The 19,732-nt window shown below is 69.0% G+C and carries 22 protein-coding genes and 1 tRNA gene; 19 read left to right on the top strand and 4 right to left on the bottom strand.

Going from position 1 to position 19,732, the window contains the following annotated elements:
- Window positions 1-44 precede the first annotated feature (44 nt).
- Together fghA and NJQ99_RS02235 are read right to left on the bottom strand one after the other, a co-directional pair.
- Window positions 45-890 (bottom strand): S-formylglutathione hydrolase, encoded by an 846-nt coding sequence (fghA, locus tag NJQ99_RS02230; protein ID WP_269331167.1) that lies wholly within the window; start codon window positions 888-890, stop codon window positions 45-47.
- Entirely contained in the window at window positions 890-1,999 is a 1,110-nt protein-coding gene (locus tag NJQ99_RS02235) for an S-(hydroxymethyl)glutathione dehydrogenase/class III alcohol dehydrogenase (protein WP_269331168.1), read from the bottom strand. The genes fghA and NJQ99_RS02235 overlap by 1 nt, the downstream gene beginning before the upstream one ends.
- A 116-nt stretch (window positions 2,000-2,115) precedes the next feature.
- Here NJQ99_RS02235 and NJQ99_RS02240 point away from each other — a divergent pair, with 116 nt between their 5' ends.
- The 9 genes from NJQ99_RS02240 (at window position 2,116) to NJQ99_RS02280 (ending at window position 9,144) form a co-directional block, all read left to right on the top strand.
- A complete protein-coding gene (locus NJQ99_RS02240) occupies window positions 2,116-2,439 on the top strand; it encodes a heavy metal-binding domain-containing protein (RefSeq protein ID WP_269331169.1) in 324 nt (107 codons plus the stop codon).
- Window positions 2,440-2,532: 93 nt separating this feature from the next.
- A complete protein-coding gene (locus tag NJQ99_RS02245; protein WP_269331170.1) occupies window positions 2,533-3,546 on the top strand; it encodes a hypothetical protein in 1,014 nt (337 codons plus the stop codon).
- A gap of 83 nt (window positions 3,547-3,629) precedes the next feature.
- Window positions 3,630-4,085, top strand: coding sequence for a chorismate mutase (locus NJQ99_RS02250; RefSeq protein ID WP_269331171.1), 456 nt, complete (start codon window positions 3,630-3,632; stop codon window positions 4,083-4,085).
- A gap of 174 nt (window positions 4,086-4,259) precedes the next feature.
- Window positions 4,260-4,550, top strand: a complete 291-nt coding sequence (locus tag NJQ99_RS02255) for a chorismate mutase (RefSeq protein WP_269331172.1) — start codon at window positions 4,260-4,262, stop codon at window positions 4,548-4,550.
- Window positions 4,551-4,654: 104 nt separating this feature from the next.
- Window positions 4,655-4,972, top strand: a complete 318-nt coding sequence (locus tag NJQ99_RS02260; protein ID WP_269331173.1) for a chorismate mutase — start codon at window positions 4,655-4,657, stop codon at window positions 4,970-4,972.
- A 71-nt stretch (window positions 4,973-5,043) separates the two neighbouring features.
- A complete protein-coding gene (locus NJQ99_RS02265) occupies window positions 5,044-6,303 on the top strand; it encodes an MgtC/SapB family protein (RefSeq protein ID WP_269331174.1) in 1,260 nt (419 codons plus the stop codon).
- Window positions 6,304-6,386: 83 nt separating this feature from the next.
- Window positions 6,387-8,411, top strand: coding sequence for an acetyl/propionyl/methylcrotonyl-CoA carboxylase subunit alpha (locus NJQ99_RS02270; protein ID WP_269331175.1), 2,025 nt, complete (start codon window positions 6,387-6,389; stop codon window positions 8,409-8,411).
- 23 nt (window positions 8,412-8,434) lie between these two features.
- The gene (locus tag NJQ99_RS02275) at window positions 8,435-8,857 is read left to right on the top strand and encodes a gamma-glutamylcyclotransferase family protein (RefSeq protein ID WP_269331176.1); all 423 of its coding nucleotides are present in this window, start codon (window positions 8,435-8,437) and stop codon (window positions 8,855-8,857) included.
- On the top strand, window positions 8,854-9,144 hold the full coding sequence (locus tag NJQ99_RS02280) for an acylphosphatase (protein WP_269331177.1): 291 nt from the start codon (window positions 8,854-8,856) through the stop codon (window positions 9,142-9,144). Before NJQ99_RS02275 ends, NJQ99_RS02280 begins: the two co-directional genes overlap by 4 nt.
- Window positions 9,145-9,193: 49 nt before the next feature.
- Here the strand turns inward: NJQ99_RS02280 and lipB are convergent, their stop codons facing one another.
- On the bottom strand, window positions 9,194-9,898 hold the full coding sequence (gene lipB / locus NJQ99_RS02285; protein ID WP_269331178.1) for a lipoyl(octanoyl) transferase LipB: 705 nt from the start codon (window positions 9,896-9,898) through the stop codon (window positions 9,194-9,196).
- Window positions 9,899-9,911: 13 nt separating this feature from the next.
- Here lipB and NJQ99_RS02290 point away from each other — a divergent pair, with 13 nt between their 5' ends.
- From NJQ99_RS02290 to NJQ99_RS02305, 4 genes are all read left to right on the top strand, one after another.
- A complete protein-coding gene (locus NJQ99_RS02290; RefSeq protein ID WP_269331179.1) occupies window positions 9,912-10,181 on the top strand; it encodes a FliM/FliN family flagellar motor switch protein in 270 nt (89 codons plus the stop codon).
- Window positions 10,182-10,261: 80 nt separating this feature from the next.
- Window positions 10,262-10,348: transfer RNA gene (locus NJQ99_RS02295), tRNA-Leu, on the top strand.
- 143 nt (window positions 10,349-10,491) lie between these two features.
- Complete coding sequence (gene mgtE / locus NJQ99_RS02300; protein WP_269331180.1) at window positions 10,492-11,877, top strand: magnesium transporter; 1,386 nt, start codon at window positions 10,492-10,494, stop codon at window positions 11,875-11,877.
- A 107-nt stretch (window positions 11,878-11,984) separates the two neighbouring features.
- Window positions 11,985-13,157: an isovaleryl-CoA dehydrogenase gene (locus tag NJQ99_RS02305; RefSeq protein WP_269331181.1), complete on the top strand. Its 1,173-nt coding sequence runs from the start codon at window positions 11,985-11,987 to the stop codon at window positions 13,155-13,157.
- A 4-nt stretch (window positions 13,158-13,161) separates the two neighbouring features.
- On the opposite strand, the gene NJQ99_RS02310 is transcribed toward NJQ99_RS02305, so the two are convergent.
- Window positions 13,162-13,431, bottom strand: coding sequence for a DUF3253 domain-containing protein (locus NJQ99_RS02310; RefSeq protein ID WP_269331182.1), 270 nt, complete (start codon window positions 13,429-13,431; stop codon window positions 13,162-13,164).
- An 87-nt stretch (window positions 13,432-13,518) separates the two neighbouring features.
- Between NJQ99_RS02310 and NJQ99_RS02315 the strand changes: the two genes are divergently transcribed.
- The 6 genes from NJQ99_RS02315 (at window position 13,519) to NJQ99_RS02340 (ending at window position 19,731) form a co-directional block, all read left to right on the top strand.
- Window positions 13,519-15,141, top strand: coding sequence for a carboxyl transferase domain-containing protein (locus tag NJQ99_RS02315; RefSeq protein WP_269331183.1), 1,623 nt, complete (start codon window positions 13,519-13,521; stop codon window positions 15,139-15,141).
- Window positions 15,142-15,151: 10 nt separating this feature from the next.
- Complete coding sequence (locus NJQ99_RS02320; protein ID WP_269331184.1) at window positions 15,152-17,170, top strand: ATP-binding protein; 2,019 nt, start codon at window positions 15,152-15,154, stop codon at window positions 17,168-17,170.
- Between the two features lie 25 nt (window positions 17,171-17,195).
- Window positions 17,196-17,483, top strand: coding sequence for a TMEM165/GDT1 family protein (locus NJQ99_RS02325; RefSeq protein WP_331283237.1), 288 nt, complete (start codon window positions 17,196-17,198; stop codon window positions 17,481-17,483).
- 48 nt (window positions 17,484-17,531) lie between these two features.
- Complete coding sequence (locus NJQ99_RS02330) at window positions 17,532-17,975, top strand: DUF1489 family protein (RefSeq protein ID WP_269331185.1); 444 nt, start codon at window positions 17,532-17,534, stop codon at window positions 17,973-17,975.
- 101 nt (window positions 17,976-18,076) lie between these two features.
- Window positions 18,077-18,940 carry a division plane positioning ATPase MipZ gene (locus NJQ99_RS02335; protein ID WP_269331186.1) on the top strand — a complete coding sequence of 288 codons (864 nt, stop codon included), beginning with the start codon at window positions 18,077-18,079 and terminating at the stop codon, window positions 18,938-18,940.
- Window positions 18,941-19,161: 221 nt separating this feature from the next.
- Window positions 19,162-19,731: a vWA domain-containing protein gene (locus NJQ99_RS02340; protein WP_331283238.1), complete on the top strand. Its 570-nt coding sequence runs from the start codon at window positions 19,162-19,164 to the stop codon at window positions 19,729-19,731.
- Window position 19,732 lies beyond the last annotated feature (1 nt).

A 19,732-nucleotide genomic window follows, 5' to 3' on the forward strand; every position in this document is an offset into this window, starting at 1 on the left:
CGCGCGGGGCGGGGCGGTCCGGGGGCAGTCCGGCGTGGGCGGGATCAGGCCTTAAGCCGGCCGGCCGCCCAGGCGACATGCGCTTCCATGAAGGTCGCGACGAAGAAATAGGAGTGGTCGTAACCCTCCCGCAGGGTGAGTGTCAGCGGGATGCCTGCCTTCCGGCACGCCTCCGCCAGCAGTTCCGGCTTCAGCCCGCTGTCGAGGAACTGGTCCGCCGTCCCCTGGTCCACGAGGATTTCGTCGAGGCGGTGGCCGTCCTCGATCAGGGCGACCGTGTCGTGCGCGCGCCACGCGGTCTCGTCGCCGCCGAGATAGGCCCGCAGCGCCTTCTGCCCCCAGGCGACGCGCCCTGGCGCGGTGATCGGCGCGAACGCCGAGACGGAGCGGTAGCGGCCCGGATTGCGCAGCGCGAGCGTCAGTGCCCCGTGTCCGCCCATGGAATGCCCGGTGATCCCCTGCCGGTCCATGTCGAGCGGGAAATGCGCCGCGACGACGTCCGGCAACTCCCGCGCGACATGGGTCTCCATCCGGTAATGCGCGGCCCACGGGTCTTGCGTGGCGTCCACGTAGAAGCCCGCGCCCTGGCCCAAATCGTAGGCCGCGTCGTCGGCCACCTCCTGCCCGCGCGGGGAGGTGTCGGGAAAGACCAGGGCCAGCCCGTGCCGCGCCGCCCAGCCCTGCGCGCCGGCCTTCACCATCGCGTTCTCGTGTGTGCAGGTCAGGCCCGACAGGTACCAGAGCACCGGCACGGAACCGTCCTTGGCCTGCGGCGGCAGGTAGAGCCCGAACGTCATGTCGCAGGCGCACGTGTCCGAGGCGAATGTATAGACCCCTTGCACGCCGCCGAAACAGGCGCTCTCCGAGACTTTCTGAAGCTTGCCCGCCATCAGTAGACCACGACCGAGCGGATGCTCTTGCCCTCGTGCATCAGGTCGAACGCCTCGTTGATGCGGTCGAGCGGCAGAACGTGCGTGATCATCGGGTCGATCTCGATCTTGCCGTTCATGTACCAGTCCACGATCTTCGGCACATCGGTGCGCCCGCGCGCGCCGCCGAAGGCAGACCCGCGCCACGACCGCCCGGTGACGAGCTGGAAGGGGCGGGTGGAGATTTCCTGGCCCGCGCCCGCAACGCCGATGATGATGCTCTCGCCCCAGCCCTTGTGCGCACATTCCAGCGCCTGGCGCATCACGTTCACATTGCCGATGCACTCGAAGGAATAGTCCGCGCCGCCGCCCGTCAGTTCCACGAGATGCGCGACGAGGTCGCCCTCGACCTTCTTCGGGTTGACGAAGTGCGTCATGCCGAAGCGGCGGCCCCAGTCCTCCTTGTCGTCGTTGAGGTCGACGCCCACGATCATGTTCGCGCCGACCATGCGCAGGCCCTGGATGACGTTGAGGCCGATGCCGCCCAGCCCGAACACGACGCAGTTCGATCCCGGCTCGACCTTGGCCGTGTTGATCACCGCGCCCACGCCCGTGGTGACGCCGCAGCCGACGTAGCAGACCTTGTCGAAGGGCGCGTTCGTGTCGATCTTCGCCAGCGCGATCTCCGGCAGGACCGTGTGGTTGGCGAAGGTCGACGTGCCCATGTAGTGGAAGATCGGCTGGCCCTTGTAGGAGAAGCGCGAGGTGCCGTCCGGCATCAGCCCCTTGCCCTGCGTCGTGCGGATCTTCTGGCAGAGGTTGGTCTTGGGATGCAGGCAATATTCGCACTCCCGGCATTCTGGTGTGTAGAGCGGGATCACGTGGTCGCCGGGCTTCACCGAGGTCACGCCTTCGCCGACCTCCAGCACGATGCCCGCGCCCTCGTGGCCGAGCACGGCGGGGAAGAGGCCCTCCGGATCCTCGCCCGAGAGCGTGAAGGCGTCCGTGTGGCAGATGCCGGTCGCCTTGACCTCGACCAGGACCTCTCCGGCCTTCGGGCCCTCGAGGTCCAGTTCCACGATCTCCAGCGGCTTGCCCGCTTCGAACGCCACGGCCGCGCGCGTCTTCATTCCCGTCGTCCCCCGTTCCTTAACCTGTTTTCCCGAGAATCGTGGCAGACCGGGCCAGCACAGGCAAGGCGCGCGGGCGCCGGGCGGGCCTGACATGCGAGAAGGAGAACGGGCACATGATCGTGACGACGACCGGCAGGGTGGAGGGGCGCGAGGTTGCCGCCGTGATGGGCATCGTGGCAGGGGAGACCGTGCTGGGCGTGAACATGTTTCGCGATCTCTTCGCCTCGATCCGCGACATCGTGGGCGGGCGCGCGGGCGGCTACCAGAAGGCCTTGCGCGACGCGCGCGAGATTGCCATCGCCGAGATGGTGGAGGAGGCGCGTGCGCTGGGTGCCGACGCGGTCGTCGGCGTCGACATCGATTACGAGGCGATCGGCGCCAACGGATCCATGCTCATGGTCTCGTGCAACGGCACGGCGGTGCGCCTTGCCCGCTGAGCGCCGGAGCGGGCAGCATTAACGCGGGGCTAACGCCCGCTCGGGCATGATCTCAGCCGGAATCTTTCGTGCGTCCGGGCAGAGGGCAAACCCATGAGCGTGACCAGCTTCGCAGGCGAGCCGTTCGCCAGCATCCTCAACAAGGGCTTCGTGGACGAGCAGGACGTGCTCGACATGCGCCGTGCCGTCTGGAAGGACGGCGCGGTCTCCATCGACGAGGCGGAGGGGCTGTTCGCCGTCGACGAGGCCTGCCCGGAGCGGCACGAGACCTGGGCGCCCATGTTCGTCGAGGCCGTCGTCGAGCTTCTGGTGAACCAGCTTCCGCCGCGCGGCTACCTTGGCGAGGAGAACGCCCGCTGGCTGATGGAGCGGATCGAGCAGGACGGTCACGTCAAGACCGCGACGGAGCTGGAGGTGCTGGTGCGCTGCCTCGAAGCCTCCCGCGCGGCGCCGCGTCCGCTCGCCATGTTCGCGCTGGGCGAGGTGGAGCATGCCGTGCTCCACGGCACCGGGCTGACCCGCGCGGGCGAGGCCCTGACCCCCGGCGTGATCGGCGAACCTGAAGTGAAGCTCTTGCGCCGCGTACTCTACGCCGCGGGCGGCGACGGAAACATCGCGATCACGAAGCCGGAGGCGGAGGTGCTCTTCAACCTCAACGACGCGACCGCGCACGCAGAGAACCATCCGTCATGGTCCGACCTCTTCGTCAAGGCGATCGCCAACTACCTGATGTTCGTCTCGCACTATGAGCCCGTGAGCCGCGCGGACGCCCTGCGCCGCGACCGCTGGCTGACCGATGGCGAGGGAATCGACTGGAGCTCCTGGAGTGTCGGCGGCGTACTGCGCGAGTTGCGCGGGCTCATGGGCGTGGGCGATTTCTTCGGCTCGAGCGATCTCCAGAAGCGCTGGGAGGAAAAGAACCGGGAGGTCGCCGCCCAGACCGCCGAGGCCGAGAAGATCACCGCCGACGAGGCCGCCTGGCTCGCAGACCGGATCGGCCGCGACGGGAGGTTGCACCCGAACGAGCAGGCGCTGCTCGCATTCCTCCGGGAAGAGGCGGTGAACCTGCCGCCCGTGCTCCAACCGCTCCTGCGCCGGGTGGCCTGAAGCCGCGTCAGGAAATATGGCAGTAGTGCTGCCATTAAATCTTTGTTACACTTCGCATCCGTGAACCAGACGGATGCGGATCCATGCACGATCCTGAGCTGCTGAAGTTACGCCTGTTGCGCCTCGACGAGAAGATCGTCGAGTTGCTGGCGGAGCGTCTGGCGGCTGCGCGATGGCTGCTTGAGGCCGAAAGCAGTGGCGAGCATCGCGAAAGCCTGGATCCCTCGACGATCTCGGTTCTCCTCGCGGAACGCGCCCGCGAACATGGGTTGGACCCGCTGATCCTGCGCTCGGTATATGACGCGCTCCTCTCCCCCATTGGGGGCGGGCATCTGGACGACGGCGCTCCGCCGCAGCCGCCGCCCGTGGAAGACGAGGCCGTGCCGCAGGCCGGCGCAGCGACGCTGCCGCCTGTCCAGGGAACGCCCTGTGCGCCGGCCGAGCGGCCGCTGACAGATCTGCTGCCATCCGCACATGAAGCAAATCGGGACAGTCGCGATGGGCCGGATAGCCTTATGGATCGCATGAATTTTCTTTAGCTTACGGCTCGCTGGCGGAAAACAACGCGAATTTACCGTAAAACTAAGTGTTGTCCGAAACTTGAGGGCTTGTCGTGTTGGTTGTATTGTCTCTGCATGGTACGGGTGGCATGGCTCGCTGCCTGTTCTCGTAGTGATTTCAATGGGGCATATCTCGTGAGAGAAATCCAACTGTTGCAGCAGAAGCTGGACAGAATCGACGATCAGTTGGTCGATTTGCTGGCAGAGCGGTTCGCGGTGGCGCGCTGGCTGGGGGAAACAAAGGCCGTCTATGGCCTGCCCGCCGTATCGCCGGAGCGCCGTGGACATGAGGTAACGCGGGCGGAGTACCGCGCGATCGAACGGGGCATCCCCCAGGGGCTTGTACGTGCGCTCCTGGGACAGGTGGTGGATGCGACGGCGCAGACCGTTGGCGTCCCGGACGATCTGGACGATGAACCGGTCGCGCTGGCGGTCGGGCACTAGGGGGAAGCGCCTGGATTCGCAGGTGTATCGGTGCGGCACCCTCTGCGGGGGTAGGGCTGCCAGGGATCGAAGCGGACGGTGAGACAGGGCGAGGGGAGCCACCGATGGAGGAGTTGAAGGATCTGCGCGCGCGGATCGATTCGATCGACACCCGCATCATGGATCTGTTGCAGGAGCGGTTCGCGACCGTCCGTGAGGTCATCGTGGTCAAGGACGGGGCGGGGATCCCCGTGCGCATCCCGGCCCGGATCGACGAGGTGATCGACCGGGCGGAGCGTCTGGCGCAGGACCGCGGCCTGCCTCCGGGACTCGGCCGCGCCCTTTACGAGCACATCGTGGAGGCCACCTGCCTGTTCGAGGAAACGCGCCTTGGCGAGGACACGCCCGAAAACCGGCGTTTCGCTGTCGCAGGCCGGGCCTGAGCCGCAGCACCTGTCGCCCACGGGCCCGATGCGGTTAAGCTGACCCCACGCGCTGGGAGGCGCCGGGTGTCATGGATGTGATCCAGATCTTCGAACGGCTGGGGCTTGCGCTCGCCATCGGCCTGCTCATCGGAATCGAGCGGGGCTGGCAGTCGCGCAGCGAGGCCTCCGGCGACCGGACGGCGGGCCTCAGGACCTTCGCCCTCATCGGGCTTCTCGGAGGTGCCCTGGGCGCGGCGGCGCGCTGGTCGGACATGATGCTTGCGGCGGCCGGGTTCCTGGCGGTCACGGCGGTGGTGGCCGTCTACCGCTACCGGGAAACCGCCCGCGAGGGCACCTTCGGCGTGACCACGGTGGTGGCGGCGATGCTCACCTACGGGCTCGGCGTCTATGCGGCGGTCGGCAACATGCAGGCGGCGGCCGCGGCGGGCGTCATGGCGGCGGGGCTCCTCGCGATGAAGCAGTCGCTGCACGGGTTCCTCAGCCGGGTGACCTGGCCCGAGTTGCGCGCGGCTCTTCTTCTCGCGGCGATGTCGCTCATCCTGCTGCCGATCCTGCCCGACCGCGGCATGGGTCCCTATGGCGCGATCAACCCGCGCGAGGTCTGGCTGCTGACCATCCTGATCGCACTGGTGTCGAGCGCGGGCTATGTCGCCGTGCGCGTCGCGGGGACGCGCGCGGGCGTTCCTCTTGGCGGGCTGGCAGGCGGGCTCGTCTCCTCGACGGCCGCGAGCCTCAGCTTCGCACGCATGGGACGCGAGGCGGGCGGGCCGGCGCCGCTCTTCGCCGGCGCGGTCGTGCTTTCGGGCGGGGTGATGTTCGTGCGGCTGTGGATCGTCGTCTCGCTGGTTCGCGCCGATCTCGCGCCCGTGCTCGCCGCGCCGCTCATTGCCGCGACGCTGGTCTCGGTCGGGATCGGGGCGTTCATGGTGCACGCACACCGCGAGGCAGAGGTGGGGGCTCTCGACCTGAAAAGCCCGTTCGAACTGGGCTTCGCCTTGAAGTTCGGTGGCCTGCTGGCGCTCGTCTCCCTGCTGGCGCGTGCCGCGGAGGCGGAGATCGGGGCGGCCGGTCTCTACGTGCTCGCGCTCGTCTCGGGGCTCGCGGACGTCGACGCGGTCAGCCTGTCTGCCGCACGTTCGACGGAGCTGGACGCGCACGAGGTGGGGCTGGCGATCCTGATCGCCGCTGTCGCGAACACGGTCGCAAAGGCAGTCCTGGTGCGCGGTGCCGGTACGCCCGAGATCTTCTGGCGCGTGGCAGGCGCATGGGCGTTGGCGCTGGCGGCGGGCACGGGGGCCTATGCCGCTGCATGGGGGCTAGCCGTTTGACTGTGTGGACGCAAGGGGGCGCTTGCCCTTAAAAAGGCGGCAAAGGCCCTGCCACCCTCACCAATGAGAGGCCAGTCCACCGGATGTTCTCAAAGATCCTGATCGCCAACCGCGGCGAGATCGCCTGCCGCGTCATCAAGACCGCCCGCCGCATGGGTATCAAGACGGTGGCCGTCTTCTCCGACGCCGACCGGGATGCGCTGCACGTGCAGATGGCGGACGAGGCGGTGCACATCGGCCCGCCGGCGGCGGCGCAGTCCTATCTCCTGATCGACAAGATCGTGGAGGCCTGCAAGGCGACGGGGGCGGAGGCGGTGCACCCCGGCTACGGCTTCCTGTCGGAGCGGGCGGCCTTCGTCGAGGCGCTGGACGCCGCGGGCATCGTCTTCATCGGCCCGCCGGTCCGCGCGGTCGAGGCGATGGGCGACAAGATCGAATCGAAGAAGCTCGCGGCGGCTGCGGGCGTGAACACGGTTCCGGGCGTCCTCGGCGTCATCAAGGACACTGACGAGGCGGTGAAGATCGCCACCGACATCGGCTTCCCCGTGATGATGAAGGCGTCCGCGGGCGGCGGCGGCAAGGGCATGCGCGTCGCCTGGAACGAGAAGGACGTGCGCGAGGGCTTCGAGAGCGCGATGAACGAGGCGCGCTCCTCCTTCGGCGACGACCGCGTCTTCATCGAGAAGTTCGTGACCGAGCCGCGCCACATCGAGATCCAGGTGATCGGCGACAAGGCGGGCAACATCCTCTTCCTGGGGGAGCGGGAATGCTCCATCCAGCGGCGGAACCAGAAGGTGATCGAGGAGGCGCCGTCGCCCTTCCTCGACGCGGAGACGCGCAAGGCGATGGGGGAGCAGGCGGTCGCGCTCTCCGCCGCGGTCGGCTACCACTCCGCGGGCACGGTCGAGTTCATCGTCGACAAGGACCGCAACTTCTACTTCCTCGAGATGAACACCCGCCTTCAGGTCGAGCATCCGGTGACCGAGATGATCACCGGCCTCGACCTCGTGGAACTGATGATCCGGGTCGCGGCGGGCGAGAAGCTGCCGTTCGGGCAGGAGGACGTCTGCCTCGACGGCTGGGCGATCGAGAGCCGCATCTATGCCGAGGATCCCTACCGCAACTTCCTGCCGTCGACGGGTCGCCTCGTGCGCTACCGGCCGCCCGCGGAATCGTCGGAAGGCGGCCTGACCGTGCGCAACGACACCGGCGTCTTCGAGGGCGGCGAGGTGTCGATGTTCTACGACCCGATGATCGCCAAGCTTGTGACGCACGGGCCGACGCGGCTCGCCGCCATCGACCACATGGCGGACGCGCTCGACGAGTTCTTCATCGACGGCCTCGGCCACAATGTGCCCTTCCTCTCCGCCGTGATGGGGCAGGAGCGGTTCCGCAAGGGCACGCTCACCACGAACTACATCGCCGAGGAGTTTCCCGAGGGCTTCTCCGGCGTCGAGCTTGCGCCCGAGCGGGTGGAGGCGCTCGCCGCCATCGTCGCCTCGCTGCATGTGCGCGCGCTGGGGCGTGCCCGCCACGTCAGCGGCCAGCTCGAAGGCCATGTCCCGCCCGTGCCGCGCGACTGGGTCGTCATGCGCGGGCAGCCGGGACGGATCGAGGCCGAGTATCCGGTGCATGTCGAGCCGCTGGCGGAAGGCTTCGCGGTCACGCTGCACAAGCAGGGCGGCGAGCAGCGCTTCGAGGTCCGCTCCAACTGGCGGCCGGGTGACCCGGTGTTCCACGGCCAGGTCAACGGGGAGCGCATGGTGGCGCAGATCGCGCCCCTGAAGGACGGCTATCTTGTCGCGCATCGCGGCGCGTCCATCCGGCTGCAGGCACGCAGCGCGCGCGAGGCCGCGCTCGTCCGCCTCATGCCCTACAAGGAGCCGCCGGACACCTCGAAGATGCTGCTCTGCCCGATGCCGGGCCTCGTCGTCTCCATCCTCGTCGAGGAGGGCGCAGAGGTGCAGGAGGGCGAGGCGCTCGCGGTGGTCGAGGCCATGAAGATGGAGAACGTGCTGCGGGCCGAGCGCAAGGCGACCGTCGCCGCCATCAAGGCCGCGCCGGGCGATAGCCTCGCGGTCGACGCGGTCATCATGGAGTTCTCCTGATCCGCAACGGTGCGGGAGGGGCGATGGGTCTCTATTTCGCCTATGGGTCCAACCTGCTTCGCCGCCAGATGGCGGAGCGTTGCCCGGCGGCGCGCGGCCTGACGGTCGCGCGGCTTGAGGGCTGGCGCTTCCTCATCAACGAGCGCGGGGTGGCGACCATCGCGCCCGCCGATGGGCAGACGGTGATCGGCGCGCTGTGGGAATTGACCGGGGCGTGCGAGGCCGCGCTCGACCGGTTCGAAGGCGTCGCCGACGGCAAGTACGAGAAGCGCATCGTCCCCGTGATCGCGGACAGCGGCACGCGGCACGATGCGCTGACCTACGTCGATTTGCGCCGGACGCACGGCAAGCCCTATCCGGGCTATCTCGACACCCGCGTGCTGCCGGGCGCGCGGGAGTGGGGCCTGCCCGCGCCCTATCTCGCCATGCTGGAGGCGTGGCTATGAGCGGCGCTCATCCCGCCATCCGCATCCATGTGCGCGGCCGCGTGCAGGGCGTGGGCTTCCGCGCCTTCGTGGAGCGGCGGGCGCAGATGCTGGGCCTCTCGGGCTGGGTGCGCAACCGCGCCGACGGCAGCGTTGAGGCGGTGGCGGCGGGCCCGCAGGAGAGCCTCGACGACCTCGTGGCGGCCTGCCGCGAGGGGCCGCGCGCCGCCCGCGTCAGCGCCGTCGAGGTGCTGGCCGAGGCAGACGCGCCGCAGACCCGCGATTTCGCAGTGCGCCCGACGCTTTGACCCGACGCTTTGACCCGACGCTCTGACGGGGCGCCTGAGGCCCCGGCGCTCAGCTGCCGAACACCTCCTCGAATGCAGACCGCAAAGCCATGTCGACCTCCGGCATGGTCACGGGCAGGCCAAGGTCGGCAAGGCTCGTCACCCCATAGCGCGAATCGGCGATGCCGCACGGCACGATGCCGGAGAAGTGCTCAAGCTCCGGCTCCACATTCAGCGAGATACCGTGAAAGCTCACCCAGCGGCGCAGGCGGATGCCGATGGCGGCGATCTTGTCCTCGTGCCCCGGCCCCTTGTCCGGGCGCTTGACCCAGACGCCGACGCGTCCCTCGCGCACTTCGCCCGCCACGTTGAAGCGGTCGAGCGTGGCGATCACCCAGCGTTCCAGCAGCGTGACGAAGGCGCGCACGTCCTGCCCGCGCGTACGCAGGTCGAGCATCACATAGGCGATGCGCTGGCCCGGCCCGTGATAGGTCAATTGCCCGCCGCGCCCGCTCTCGAACACCGGGAACCGGTCCGCCGCCAGCAGGTCGGCGGGCTTGGTACTTGTGCCGGCAGTGTAGAGGGGCGGGTGCTCCAGCAGCCACACCTGCTCGCCCGCCGTGCCCGCGGCGATGGCGGCGACGCGCGCCTCCATGTCGGCGACCGCCTGCACATAGGGGACGGGCGCGTCGCTGATGCGCCATTCGGGCGGGCGTGCGTGTTCACGGTCCGTAAACCCTGACGCGCCAGTGTGATTGGGTGACTGCGTGCTCATGGGATGAGATGAGATGCTTCCAGTCGACGCCGTGTCAATCGAGGTGGTGGCGGTCCTCGGCCGTACGACCATGCCGATCGGCCGCCTGCTGCGCATGGGCCGCGGCGCGCTGATCGAGCTGGATGCCCATGTGAGCGCGCCTGTCCGGCTCTATGCGAACGATGTGCTCATCGCACATGGGGAGCTTGTGATCCAGGGCGACCGTCTTGCGATCCAGGTGACCGGGGTGCCCCGCAAGGGCGGTGCGGCGGGCGAAACGCCGGACGCCCGCGACGCCGCCTGAGCGCGCGTGCGCGCCCGCAGATTTTCCCGCGCAAGAGGGCTTCACAAGGGGCGGGGCATTTGCTACACCCCCGCCACCTCGCGGCCGTGGCGGAACTGGTAGACGCGCAAGCTTGAGGTGCTTGTGGGGTAACACCCGTGGAAGTTCGAGTCTTCTCGGCCGCACCAGAATTCAGGCCGGCGCTCTTCGGATCGCCGGCCTTTTTCGTTTCCCGCGCCAAGCGGCGCTTCCCGGTGTAGTCTGCCGGCGGGGCGCGACGGCGCCGGGCTGAACCAAGGGCACGCGATCGGACGATACCTTCGGAGGGGACATGGCGGACGGCAACCGGCCGGCGTTCGAGCAGGAGGACGAAGGCGGCGCGACGCTCGGTCCGCGCTTCGTCGCGTCGGTCGTCGCGGCCCTGGATGCCGCCGACGGGACGCAGATCCGCGACCTGTGCGCCGAACTGCACCCTGCCGACCTCGCGGATCTCATCGGCCTTCTGAACCGGGACGAGCGGCGCGATCTGGTCGCGCTGCTGGGATCGCTGCTGACCGCCGACGTGCTCTCGGAACTGGACGAGGGCATCCGCGACGACGTCCTGGATCAGCTCGACCCGAAGGCGGTCGCGGCGGCGATCTCCGAACTCGACACCGACGACGCGGTCTACCTTCTCGAAGACCTCGACCCCGAGGTGCAGCAGGAGATCCTGAAGGAGGTCGCGCCCGAGGACCGCACCGCGGTCGAGCAGGGCCTGCAATATCCCGAAGGCTCTGCCGGGCGCCTCATGCAGCGGGAACTGATCGCGGTCCCGTCCTACTGGACGGTCGGCCAGGTCATCGACTACATGCGCGAGACGCCGGACCTGCCGGACGACTTCTACGAGCTGATCGTGGTCGACCCGGCCTACAAGCCCGTGGGCACGGTCGCGCTGTCGGACCTCCTGCGCTCCCGCCGCGCCGTCATCATCGAGGACATCGCCGACACTGACGTCGAGACCATCGCGGTCGAAACCGACCAGGAGGACGTCGCTTACCGGTTCGAGCAGTACGGCCTCGTGTCCGCCCCGGTCGTAGACGAGAGCGGCCGCCTGGTCGGCGTCATCATGGTCGACGACGTGGTCGACATCATCGCCGAGGAGGCGGACGAGGACATTAAGCGCCTCGGCGGCGTCGGCGACGAGGATCTCTCCGACACCGTGGTCGCAACCACGCGCTACCGCTTTCCCTGGCTGGTGGTGAACCTCGCGACCGCGCTGCTCGCCTCCTGGGTCATCTCCTGGTTCGAGGGGTCGATCGCGCAGATCGTGGCGCTCGCGGTCCTCATGCCCATCGTCGCCTCCATGGGCGGAAACGCGGGAACCCAGTCGCTGACAGTCGCCGTGCGCGCCATCGCGACCAAGGAGCTGACCTCGCTCAACTCCGCCCGCGTCATCTGGCGCGAGACGGCGGTGGGGCTGCTGAACGGCGTGCTGTTCGCGGTCCTCATGGGCGCGGTCGCGGGCTTCTGGTTCGACAGCGTGCCCCTCGGCCTCGTCATGGCGGCGGCCATGGTCATCAACATGCTGGCGGCGGGCCTTGCGGGGGTGCTGATCCCGGTCGCACTCGACAGGCTGAAGATCGACCCGGCGGTGGCGTCCAGCGTGTTCGTGACGACGGTGACGGATGTCGTGGGCTTCTTCGCCTTTCTGGGGCTTGCGGCGCTGGTGCTGCTCTAGGCGGCCTTGACCGGAGTGTCGAAAGTCTGACACTCGGCGCCCGAACGATCTTCGGCCGGGGCGTGAGGTGTCCGCCGCCGGCCCCTTGCGAGCCGAAAGGGGTAGCGATGATTCCGAACGATTTCCCGTCGATGAACTTCAACCTCGGCGAGACGGCCGAGATGATCCGCGACACGGTGCGCTCCTTCACCGCCGACCATGTGGCTCCGCTCGCTGCCGAGATCGACCGCACGGACGAGTTTCCGCGCCAGCTCTGGCCGAAGCTGGGGGAGATGGGGCTCCTCGGCATCACGGTGGAGGAGGAGTGGGGCGGGTCCGGCCTCGGCTATCTGGAGCATTGCATCGCCATGGAGGAGATCAGCCGCGGTTCGGCCTCGGTCGGCCTGTCCTACGGCGCGCATTCGAACCTGTGCGTCAACCAGCTGCGCCGCTGGGGCACGGACGAGCAGAAGCGCCGCTATCTGCCCAAGCTCGTCTCGGGCGAGCATGTGGGCGGCCTCGCCATGTCGGAGCCGGGGGCAGGCTCCGACGTCGTCTCCATGCGCCTGAAGGCGGAGAAGAAGGGCGACCGCTACATCCTCAACGGCTCGAAGTTCTGGATCACCAACGGTCCCGGCGGCGACCTGCTGATCGTCTATGCCAAGACCGATCCGCAGGCAGGTCCGCGCGGCATCACCGCGTTCCTGATCGAGAAGGGGTTCAAGGGCTTCTCGGTCGCGCAGAAGCTCGACAAGCTCGGCATGCGCGGGTCGAACACGGGCGAGCTGGTGTTCGAGGATTGCGAGGTGCCCGAGGAGAACGTGATGGGCGCCGTCGGCAAGGGCGTGAACGTCCTCATGTCCGGCCTCGACTATGAGCGCGCGGTGCTGGCTGCCGGCCCCCTCGGCATCATGCAGGCGTGCATGGACGTGGTCATGCCTTACGTGCACGAGCGCAAGCAATTCGGCCAGGCGATCGGCGAGTTCCAGCTGATGCAGGGCAAGATCGCCGACATGTACGTCACCATGAACGCCGCGCGCGCCTATGTGTACGCCGTGGCGAAGGCGTGCGACGCGGGCCAGACGACGCGCAAGGACGCCGCGGGCGCTATCCTCTTCGCCGCGGAGAAGGCGACGTGGATGGCGTTGGAGGCGATCCAGGCGCTGGGCGGCAACGGCTACATAAACGAGTATCCGACGGGCCGCCTGCTGCGCGACGCGAAGCTCTACGAGATCGGCGCGGGCACGAGCGAGATCCGCCGCTGGCTGATCGGCCGGGAACTGTTCCAGGAGACGGCGTGAGGCGTCATGCCTCCGGCGGCAGGGCGAGCCGGTAGACGCCCTTGAAGGCGTCGGGGTCTGCGGGCTTGCCCTTGCGCAGGATGACGATGCGCCCGTCCTTCGCCAGCGCGACGGCGGCGGCGCGCACGGCGGGCATCAGCCGGCTCCACGCCTTCTCGTCGGAACCTGCCAGCGCGCGGGCCGCCTCCGACGGGCAGATCGACTTGCCGGCCCCGCGTTCGCCCGCGAGGCGCAGGATCGCGGCCTCGATGTCCTCTCCCGGCGTGTCTGCCATGTGCCCGTTCCCGCGCGATTGCCAAGGGTCCCGTTCCGGCCTATCCAGAAGGAGCTAGACATACCCCGGTGGCAAGAGGTGTGAGGGATGGCCGTTCTGCGCACGACATTCAACCCCCGCGATCCCGCGACGCGCGAAAATGCGGACGCGATGGCAGCGATCGTCGCGGACCTGCGGGAGAAGGTGGCAGCGGCAGCCCTGGGCGGGCCGGAAAAGGCGCGCACCCGGCACGTCCAGCGCGGCAAGCTTCTGCCGCGGGAGCGGGTGGAGCGCCTGCTCGACCCCGGCACCCCGTTCCTTGAGTTGTCGCAGCTTGCCGCCCACGACATGTACGGCGGCGACATCGCGGGCGCGGGCGTCATCACCGGCGTGGGCCGCGTCGCGGGCACGGAATGCATGATCGTGTGCAACGACGCGACCATCAAGGGCGGCACCTACTACCCCATGACGGTCAAGAAGCATGTCCGCGCGCAGGACATCGCGCGCGAGAACAATCTGCCGTGCGTCTACCTGGTCGATTCCGGCGGCGCGAACCTGCCGAACCAGACCGAGGTGTTCCCCGACCGCGACCATTTCGGCCGCATCTTCTACAATCAGGCGAACCTTTCGGCACTGGGCATCCCGCAGATCGCGGTGGTGATGGGAAGCTGCACGGCGGGCGGCGCCTACGTCCCCGCCATGTCGGACGAATCCATCATCGTGAAGGGCCGCGGCGAGGAGAGCCAGGGTACGATCTTCCTCGGCGGGCCGCCGCTGGTGCGCGCCGCGACGGGGGAGGTGGTGAGCGCGACCGACCTCGGCGGTGCCGACGTTCATACGCGCGAGTCGGGCGTGACCGATCATCTCGCGGTTGACGATTTCCACGCGCTGGCCCGCGCCCGCGCCATCGTGGCGGGGCTGAACCGGACCAAGGCGCACGGGCTCGCGCTGCGCGATCCCGTGCCGCCTGTCTACGACCCGGCGGAGCTTGAGGCCGTGGTGCCCGTGGATCTCAAGCGCCAGTACGACGCGCGCGAGATCATCGCCCGCATCGTCGACGGGTCGGAGTTCGACGAGTTCAAGAAGCTCTACGGCACCACGCTCGTCTGCGGCTTCGCGCACATCTGGGGCATGCCGGTCGGCATTATCGCGAACAATGGCATCCTCTATTCGGAATCGGCGCTGAAGGGCGCGCACTTCGTCGAGCTGTGCTGCCAGCGCAAGATCCCGCTGCTGTTCCTGCAGAACATCACGGGCTTCATGGTGGGCCGGAAGTACGAATCGGGCGGCATCGCGCGCGACGGCGCCAAGATGGTGATGGCGGTCGCCTGCGCCCAGGTGCCCAAGATCACCGTGGTCGTCGGCGGCTCTTACGGGGCGGGCAATTACGCCATGAACGGAAGGGCTTACGCGCCGCGCTTCATGTTCACCTGGCCGAATGCGCGCATCTCCGTCATGGGCGCGGAGCAGGCGGCGAGCGTGCTCGCTACCGTCCGGCGCGACGGGATCGAGCGCGAGGGCGGACAGTGGAGCGCGGACGAGGAGGAGGCCTTCAAGGCCCCGATCCGCGCGCGGTTCGAGGACGAGGGGCATCCCTATTTCGGTTCGGCCCGGCTCTGGGACGACGGCGTGATCGCGCCCTCCGACACGCGCCGGGTGGTGGGCCTCGCGCTGTCGGCCACGCTCAACGCGCCGATCCCCGATCCGCGCTTCGGCGTCTTCCGGATGTGATGGGGCTGACATGATCCGTTCTCTGCTGATTGCGAACCGCGGCGAGATCGCCTGCCGCATCATCCGGACCGCCCGCGCCATGGGCGTGCGCACCGTCGCCGTCTATTCGGACGCCGACGCGGCGGCCCAGCATGTCCGGCTGGCCGACGAGGCGTGGCGGCTGGGTCCTGCGCCCGCGCGCGAGAGCTATCTCAAGGCCGACCTCATCCTCGACATCGCGCGCCGGGCGGGCGCCGACGCGATCCATCCGGGCTACGGCTTCCTGTCGGAGAACGCGGGCTTCGCGGAAGCCTGCGCCAAGGCCGGCGTGATCTTCGTCGGCCCGCCCGCGTCCGCGATCCGGGCGATGGGCGGCAAGGACGCGGCCAAGGCGCTGATGGAGAAGGCGGGCGTGCCTGTCGTGCCCGGCTACCACGGCGAGGACCAGGCGCCCGACCGTCTTCGCGCGGAGGCCGAGCGGATCGGCTTCCCTCTGCTCGCCAAGGCGGTTGCGGGCGGCGGCGGCAAGGGCATGCGCCTCATCCGCACGATGGCGGAGTTCGACGACGCGGTAGCAGGTGCTGCGCGCGAGGCAGAGGCGTCCTTCGGCGACGCGACCCTGCTGCTCGAACGCTATGTGGAGGCCGCGCGCCATATCGAGGTGCAGGTGTTCGCCGACACCCACGGCAACGTGCTTCACCTGAACGAGCGCGACTGCTCCGTCCAGCGCCGCCACCAGAAGGTGCTGGAGGAGGCGCCCGCCCCCGGCATGGACGCGGCGACACGCGCCGCGATGGGGGCCGCCGCCGTCGAGGCCGCGCGCGCCATCGGCTATGTCGGCGCGGGCACGGTCGAGTTCATCGTGGACGCGGGCCGCGGCCTGTCGCCGGAAACCTTCTTCTTCATGGAGATGAACACCCGTCTCCAGGTCGAGCATCCGGTGACCGAGGCGATCACCGGCCTGGACCTCGTCGAGTGGCAATTGCGCGTGGCTAGCGGCGAGGCGCTGCCGATCGGCCAGGGCGAGGTGCCGCTCGACGGCCATGCGATCGAGGCACGCCTCTATGCCGAGGACGTGCCGCGCGGCTTCCTGCCCGCCACGGGGCGGCTCGACGCGCTGACCTTCGGGGCGGGCGTGCGGATCGATTCCGGCGTCGTCGAGGGCGACACGATCTCGCAGCACTACGACCCGATGATCGCCAAGCTGATCGCCCACGGCGCGACGCGCGAGCAGGCGCTGAGCCGGCTGGCGCACGCCTTGCGCGACACGCGCCTTTGCGGCCTGACCACCAACCAGCGCTTCCTGATCGACGTGCTGGAGCACCGGGCATTTCGGGAAGGAGGGGTGGAGACGCGCTTCCTCGACCATTACGCCGCCGAGGTCGTGCGCCCGGAAGGCGAGATCCCGCCGGAGACGGCCTGGCTGATGGCCGCGGCCTATGTCGTGCTGGCCCGCCAGCAGCAGGCCGCCCGCGATCCGTGGGAGGCCGCGGACGGCTTCCGGGTCAATGCGCAGGCCAGCGACCGCGTGGACTTCGCGCCGGAGGCGGGCTCTCATGTCCCGCGCACGGCGGCCGTGACGCCCCATCCCGCATCGGGAGCAGACGCGCGGGGTCTGACGATCGCGTTCGCCGGCGCCGCGCCGGTCGAGGCGGAGGGCAAGGCGTTCGCCGACGGCACGCTGCGGCTATCGCTCGACGGGCGGGTTCATGCTGCGCGCATCCGGGTCGAGCCGGACGCGCTGATCGTGATGTCCGACGGGGCCACCTGGCGGCTGCCGCTGTTCGACGCGCTGGCGGCAGAGGAGGCGCATGCGGGCGAGAGCGGCGCGCTGACCGCGCCGATGTCGGGCCGCATCGTCCGCGTCGCCGTCGCAGAAGGGGCGGAGGTCAAGGCGGGCGACACGATCCTCGTGCTCGAGGCCATGAAGATGGAGCATACGCTGCGCGCGGCGGCCGATGGCACAGTGACCGCGCTGTCGGCGGCGGAGGGCGACCAGGTGGACGAGGGGGCGGTCCTCGCGGTCGTCACCCCGGCTGAGGACGCCTAGAACCTGTCTCGGGAGTTAAGCGCAGGTGATTGATCTTCTGGGTGTTTTCATCACGGTCTTCCTGGCCGAACTGGGCGACAAGACGCAGCTTGCGACCGTGCTGTTCGCCGCCGAGGGGCGCCTGAGCCCGCTGGGCGTCTTCCTGGCCGCCTCTCTTGCGCTGGTCGCGACGACGGCGCTGGGTGTGGGCGCGGGCGTTCTGGCGGAGAAGCACCTGGCGGCCCTGCCGCTCAAGCTCATCGCCGGGGTCGGTTTCGTCGTCATCGGCCTGTGGACGATCTGGGGACATTTCGCGGAGCGGGGCGCGGCCTGAGCCCCGCAGTCTGGAACGCCGGCCGGAATCGGACTAGCCTTTGCCTCCATGACCCTGCATCTGCAAAAGCTGTGCGTCGGTGCCGAGAGCATCGAGGACCTGGCCGCCTGGCAGGCGGGCGGCGGGCGCGCCATCGCGCAGGCGAAGGGCTACGACACGCCGGTGCACACGACCCGCATGTCGCCCAAGCGCGTGGCGGAACTGCTCGACGGCGGCGCGCTCTACTGGATCATCAAGGGGCAGATGCGCGTGCGCCAGCCCCTGCTCGACATCTGTCCCGTGACGCGGGAGGGGCAGAGCGCGTGCGACCTCGTGCTGGCTGCCGACCTCATCCCCGTCGTGCCGCGCCGGGTGCGGCCCTTCCAGGGGTGGCGCTACCTGCGGGCGGAGGATGCGCCCGCCGACCTGACAGGGCTTGCCGAGGGGCAGGCGGCGTTCGAGGATTTCCCGGCGGACCTGCGGCAGGAACTCGCCGAACTGGCCCTGATCTGACGCGGCGCGGGGTCGGGGGAACCCGGTATCCGGCGACTCCTGTTGACGCCCGCCCGATTCCGTCCCCAAGATTTGGTGGCTGTGAAAGGGGCAGTGTCTACATGTCAGTTTTCGTGAATGGTGCCATCCAGGGCAGGCAGCGCCACACCGGGGCGCACGTCATCGTGCTCGGCAACGAGAAGGGCGGCTCGGGCAAGACCACGACGGCGATGCATGTCGCGACCGCGCTGATGGCGCAGGGACGCACTGTGGGCGCCATGGATCTCGACCTGCGCCAGCGCTCCTTCACCCGCTACATGGAGAACCGGCTGGCGTTCGCGGAGCGCCGCGGCCTCAAGCTCGCCATGCCCCGTTACGCCAAGGTGAAGGCGAGCGACCTGCCCGAGCGCGCGGCGGCGGAGGCCGAGGAGACGGAGGCCGTGCGCGCCGCCATCGGCCGCCTGTCCGACTGCGACTATGTCGTGATCGATTCGCCTGGCAGCTACACCGCGGCCTCGCGCGCCGCCCATGCGCTTGCCGACACGATCGTCACGCCGATCAACGACAGCTTCGTGGACTTCGACCTGCTGGCCCATGTCGACCCCGACACGCTGCAGATCGTCGGGCCCAGCCTCTATGCCGAAATGGTATGGGACGCGCGCAAGGTCCGCGCGATCGAGGATGGCGGCTCCATCGACTGGATCGTCATGCGCAACCGCATGGCGCACGTGAACGCCAAGAACAAGGAGCGGGTGGGCGCGCTGCTGAAGAAGCTCGCCAAGCGCATTGGGTTCCGCACCGCGCCGGGCTTCTCGGAGCGCGTGATCTACCGGGAACTGTTCCTCAACGGCCTGACGCTTCTGGATCTGAACGAGAGCGGCGGCGGCCTCAACATGTCTCACGTCGCGGCACGGCAGGAGGTGCGCAACCTCATCGCGGCGCTGCAGCTTCCCGCGCGCGAGGTTCCCGCCGAGGCGGCGGAATAAGGACCCTCCCGGCTTGGAAAGTCTTTACTGCCGCGCCACATATTAGGGCGATGGTGGATCGCAAGAAACGACAGGGCGGACCGGTTACGCCTCAGGCCGAAGGGACGCGCGCTCCGCGTGCGGCCGACGAGGTCGCTTCCTTCCTCGCAAAGGTGCGCTCGGCACCGGCTCCCGTTCCGGACGGGCAACGCGGGCGCCTCGTCTTCGCCATGGACGCAACCATGAGCCGCGCGCCCACCTGGGACCGGGCCATGGCGATCCAGGCCGACATGTTCCAGGAGGCGGGGCGCGTCGGCGGCCTCGACATCCAGCTCGTCTTCTTCCGTGGGCACGGCGAATGCCGGTCCAGCAAATGGGTGAGGCGGTCGGCCGACCTGCTCGGGCTGATGACGGCGGTCCAGGTGCGCGGCGGGCTGACCCAGATCGGCAAGGTGCTGAACCACACCCTGCGCGAGACGCAGAAGGAGCGGGTAAGCGCGCTCGTCTACATCGGCGACATGTGCGAGGAGGATCCCGATCCCCTGTGCGCGACTGCGGCCCAGCTGGGCCTGCGCGGCGTCAAGGCGTTCATGTTCCACGAGGGCGGGAACCCGGCGGCCGCCCAGACCTTCCGGGAAATCGCGCGCCTGACGGGCGGGGCCTATGCGCCCTTCGACCTCGGCGCGGCCGACCAGTTGCGCCAGTTGCTCACGGCGGTGGCGGTCTATGCCGCGGGCGGGCGGCGCGCGCTCGCGGACTATGGCAAGCGCGCGGGCGGCGACGTCCTGCGCATCGCGCACCAGTTGCGTTAGG

It is taken from the genome of Futiania mangrovi (assembly GCF_024158125.1).
Classification (GTDB): Bacteria; Pseudomonadota; Alphaproteobacteria; order Futianiales; family Futianiaceae; genus Futiania; species Futiania mangrovi.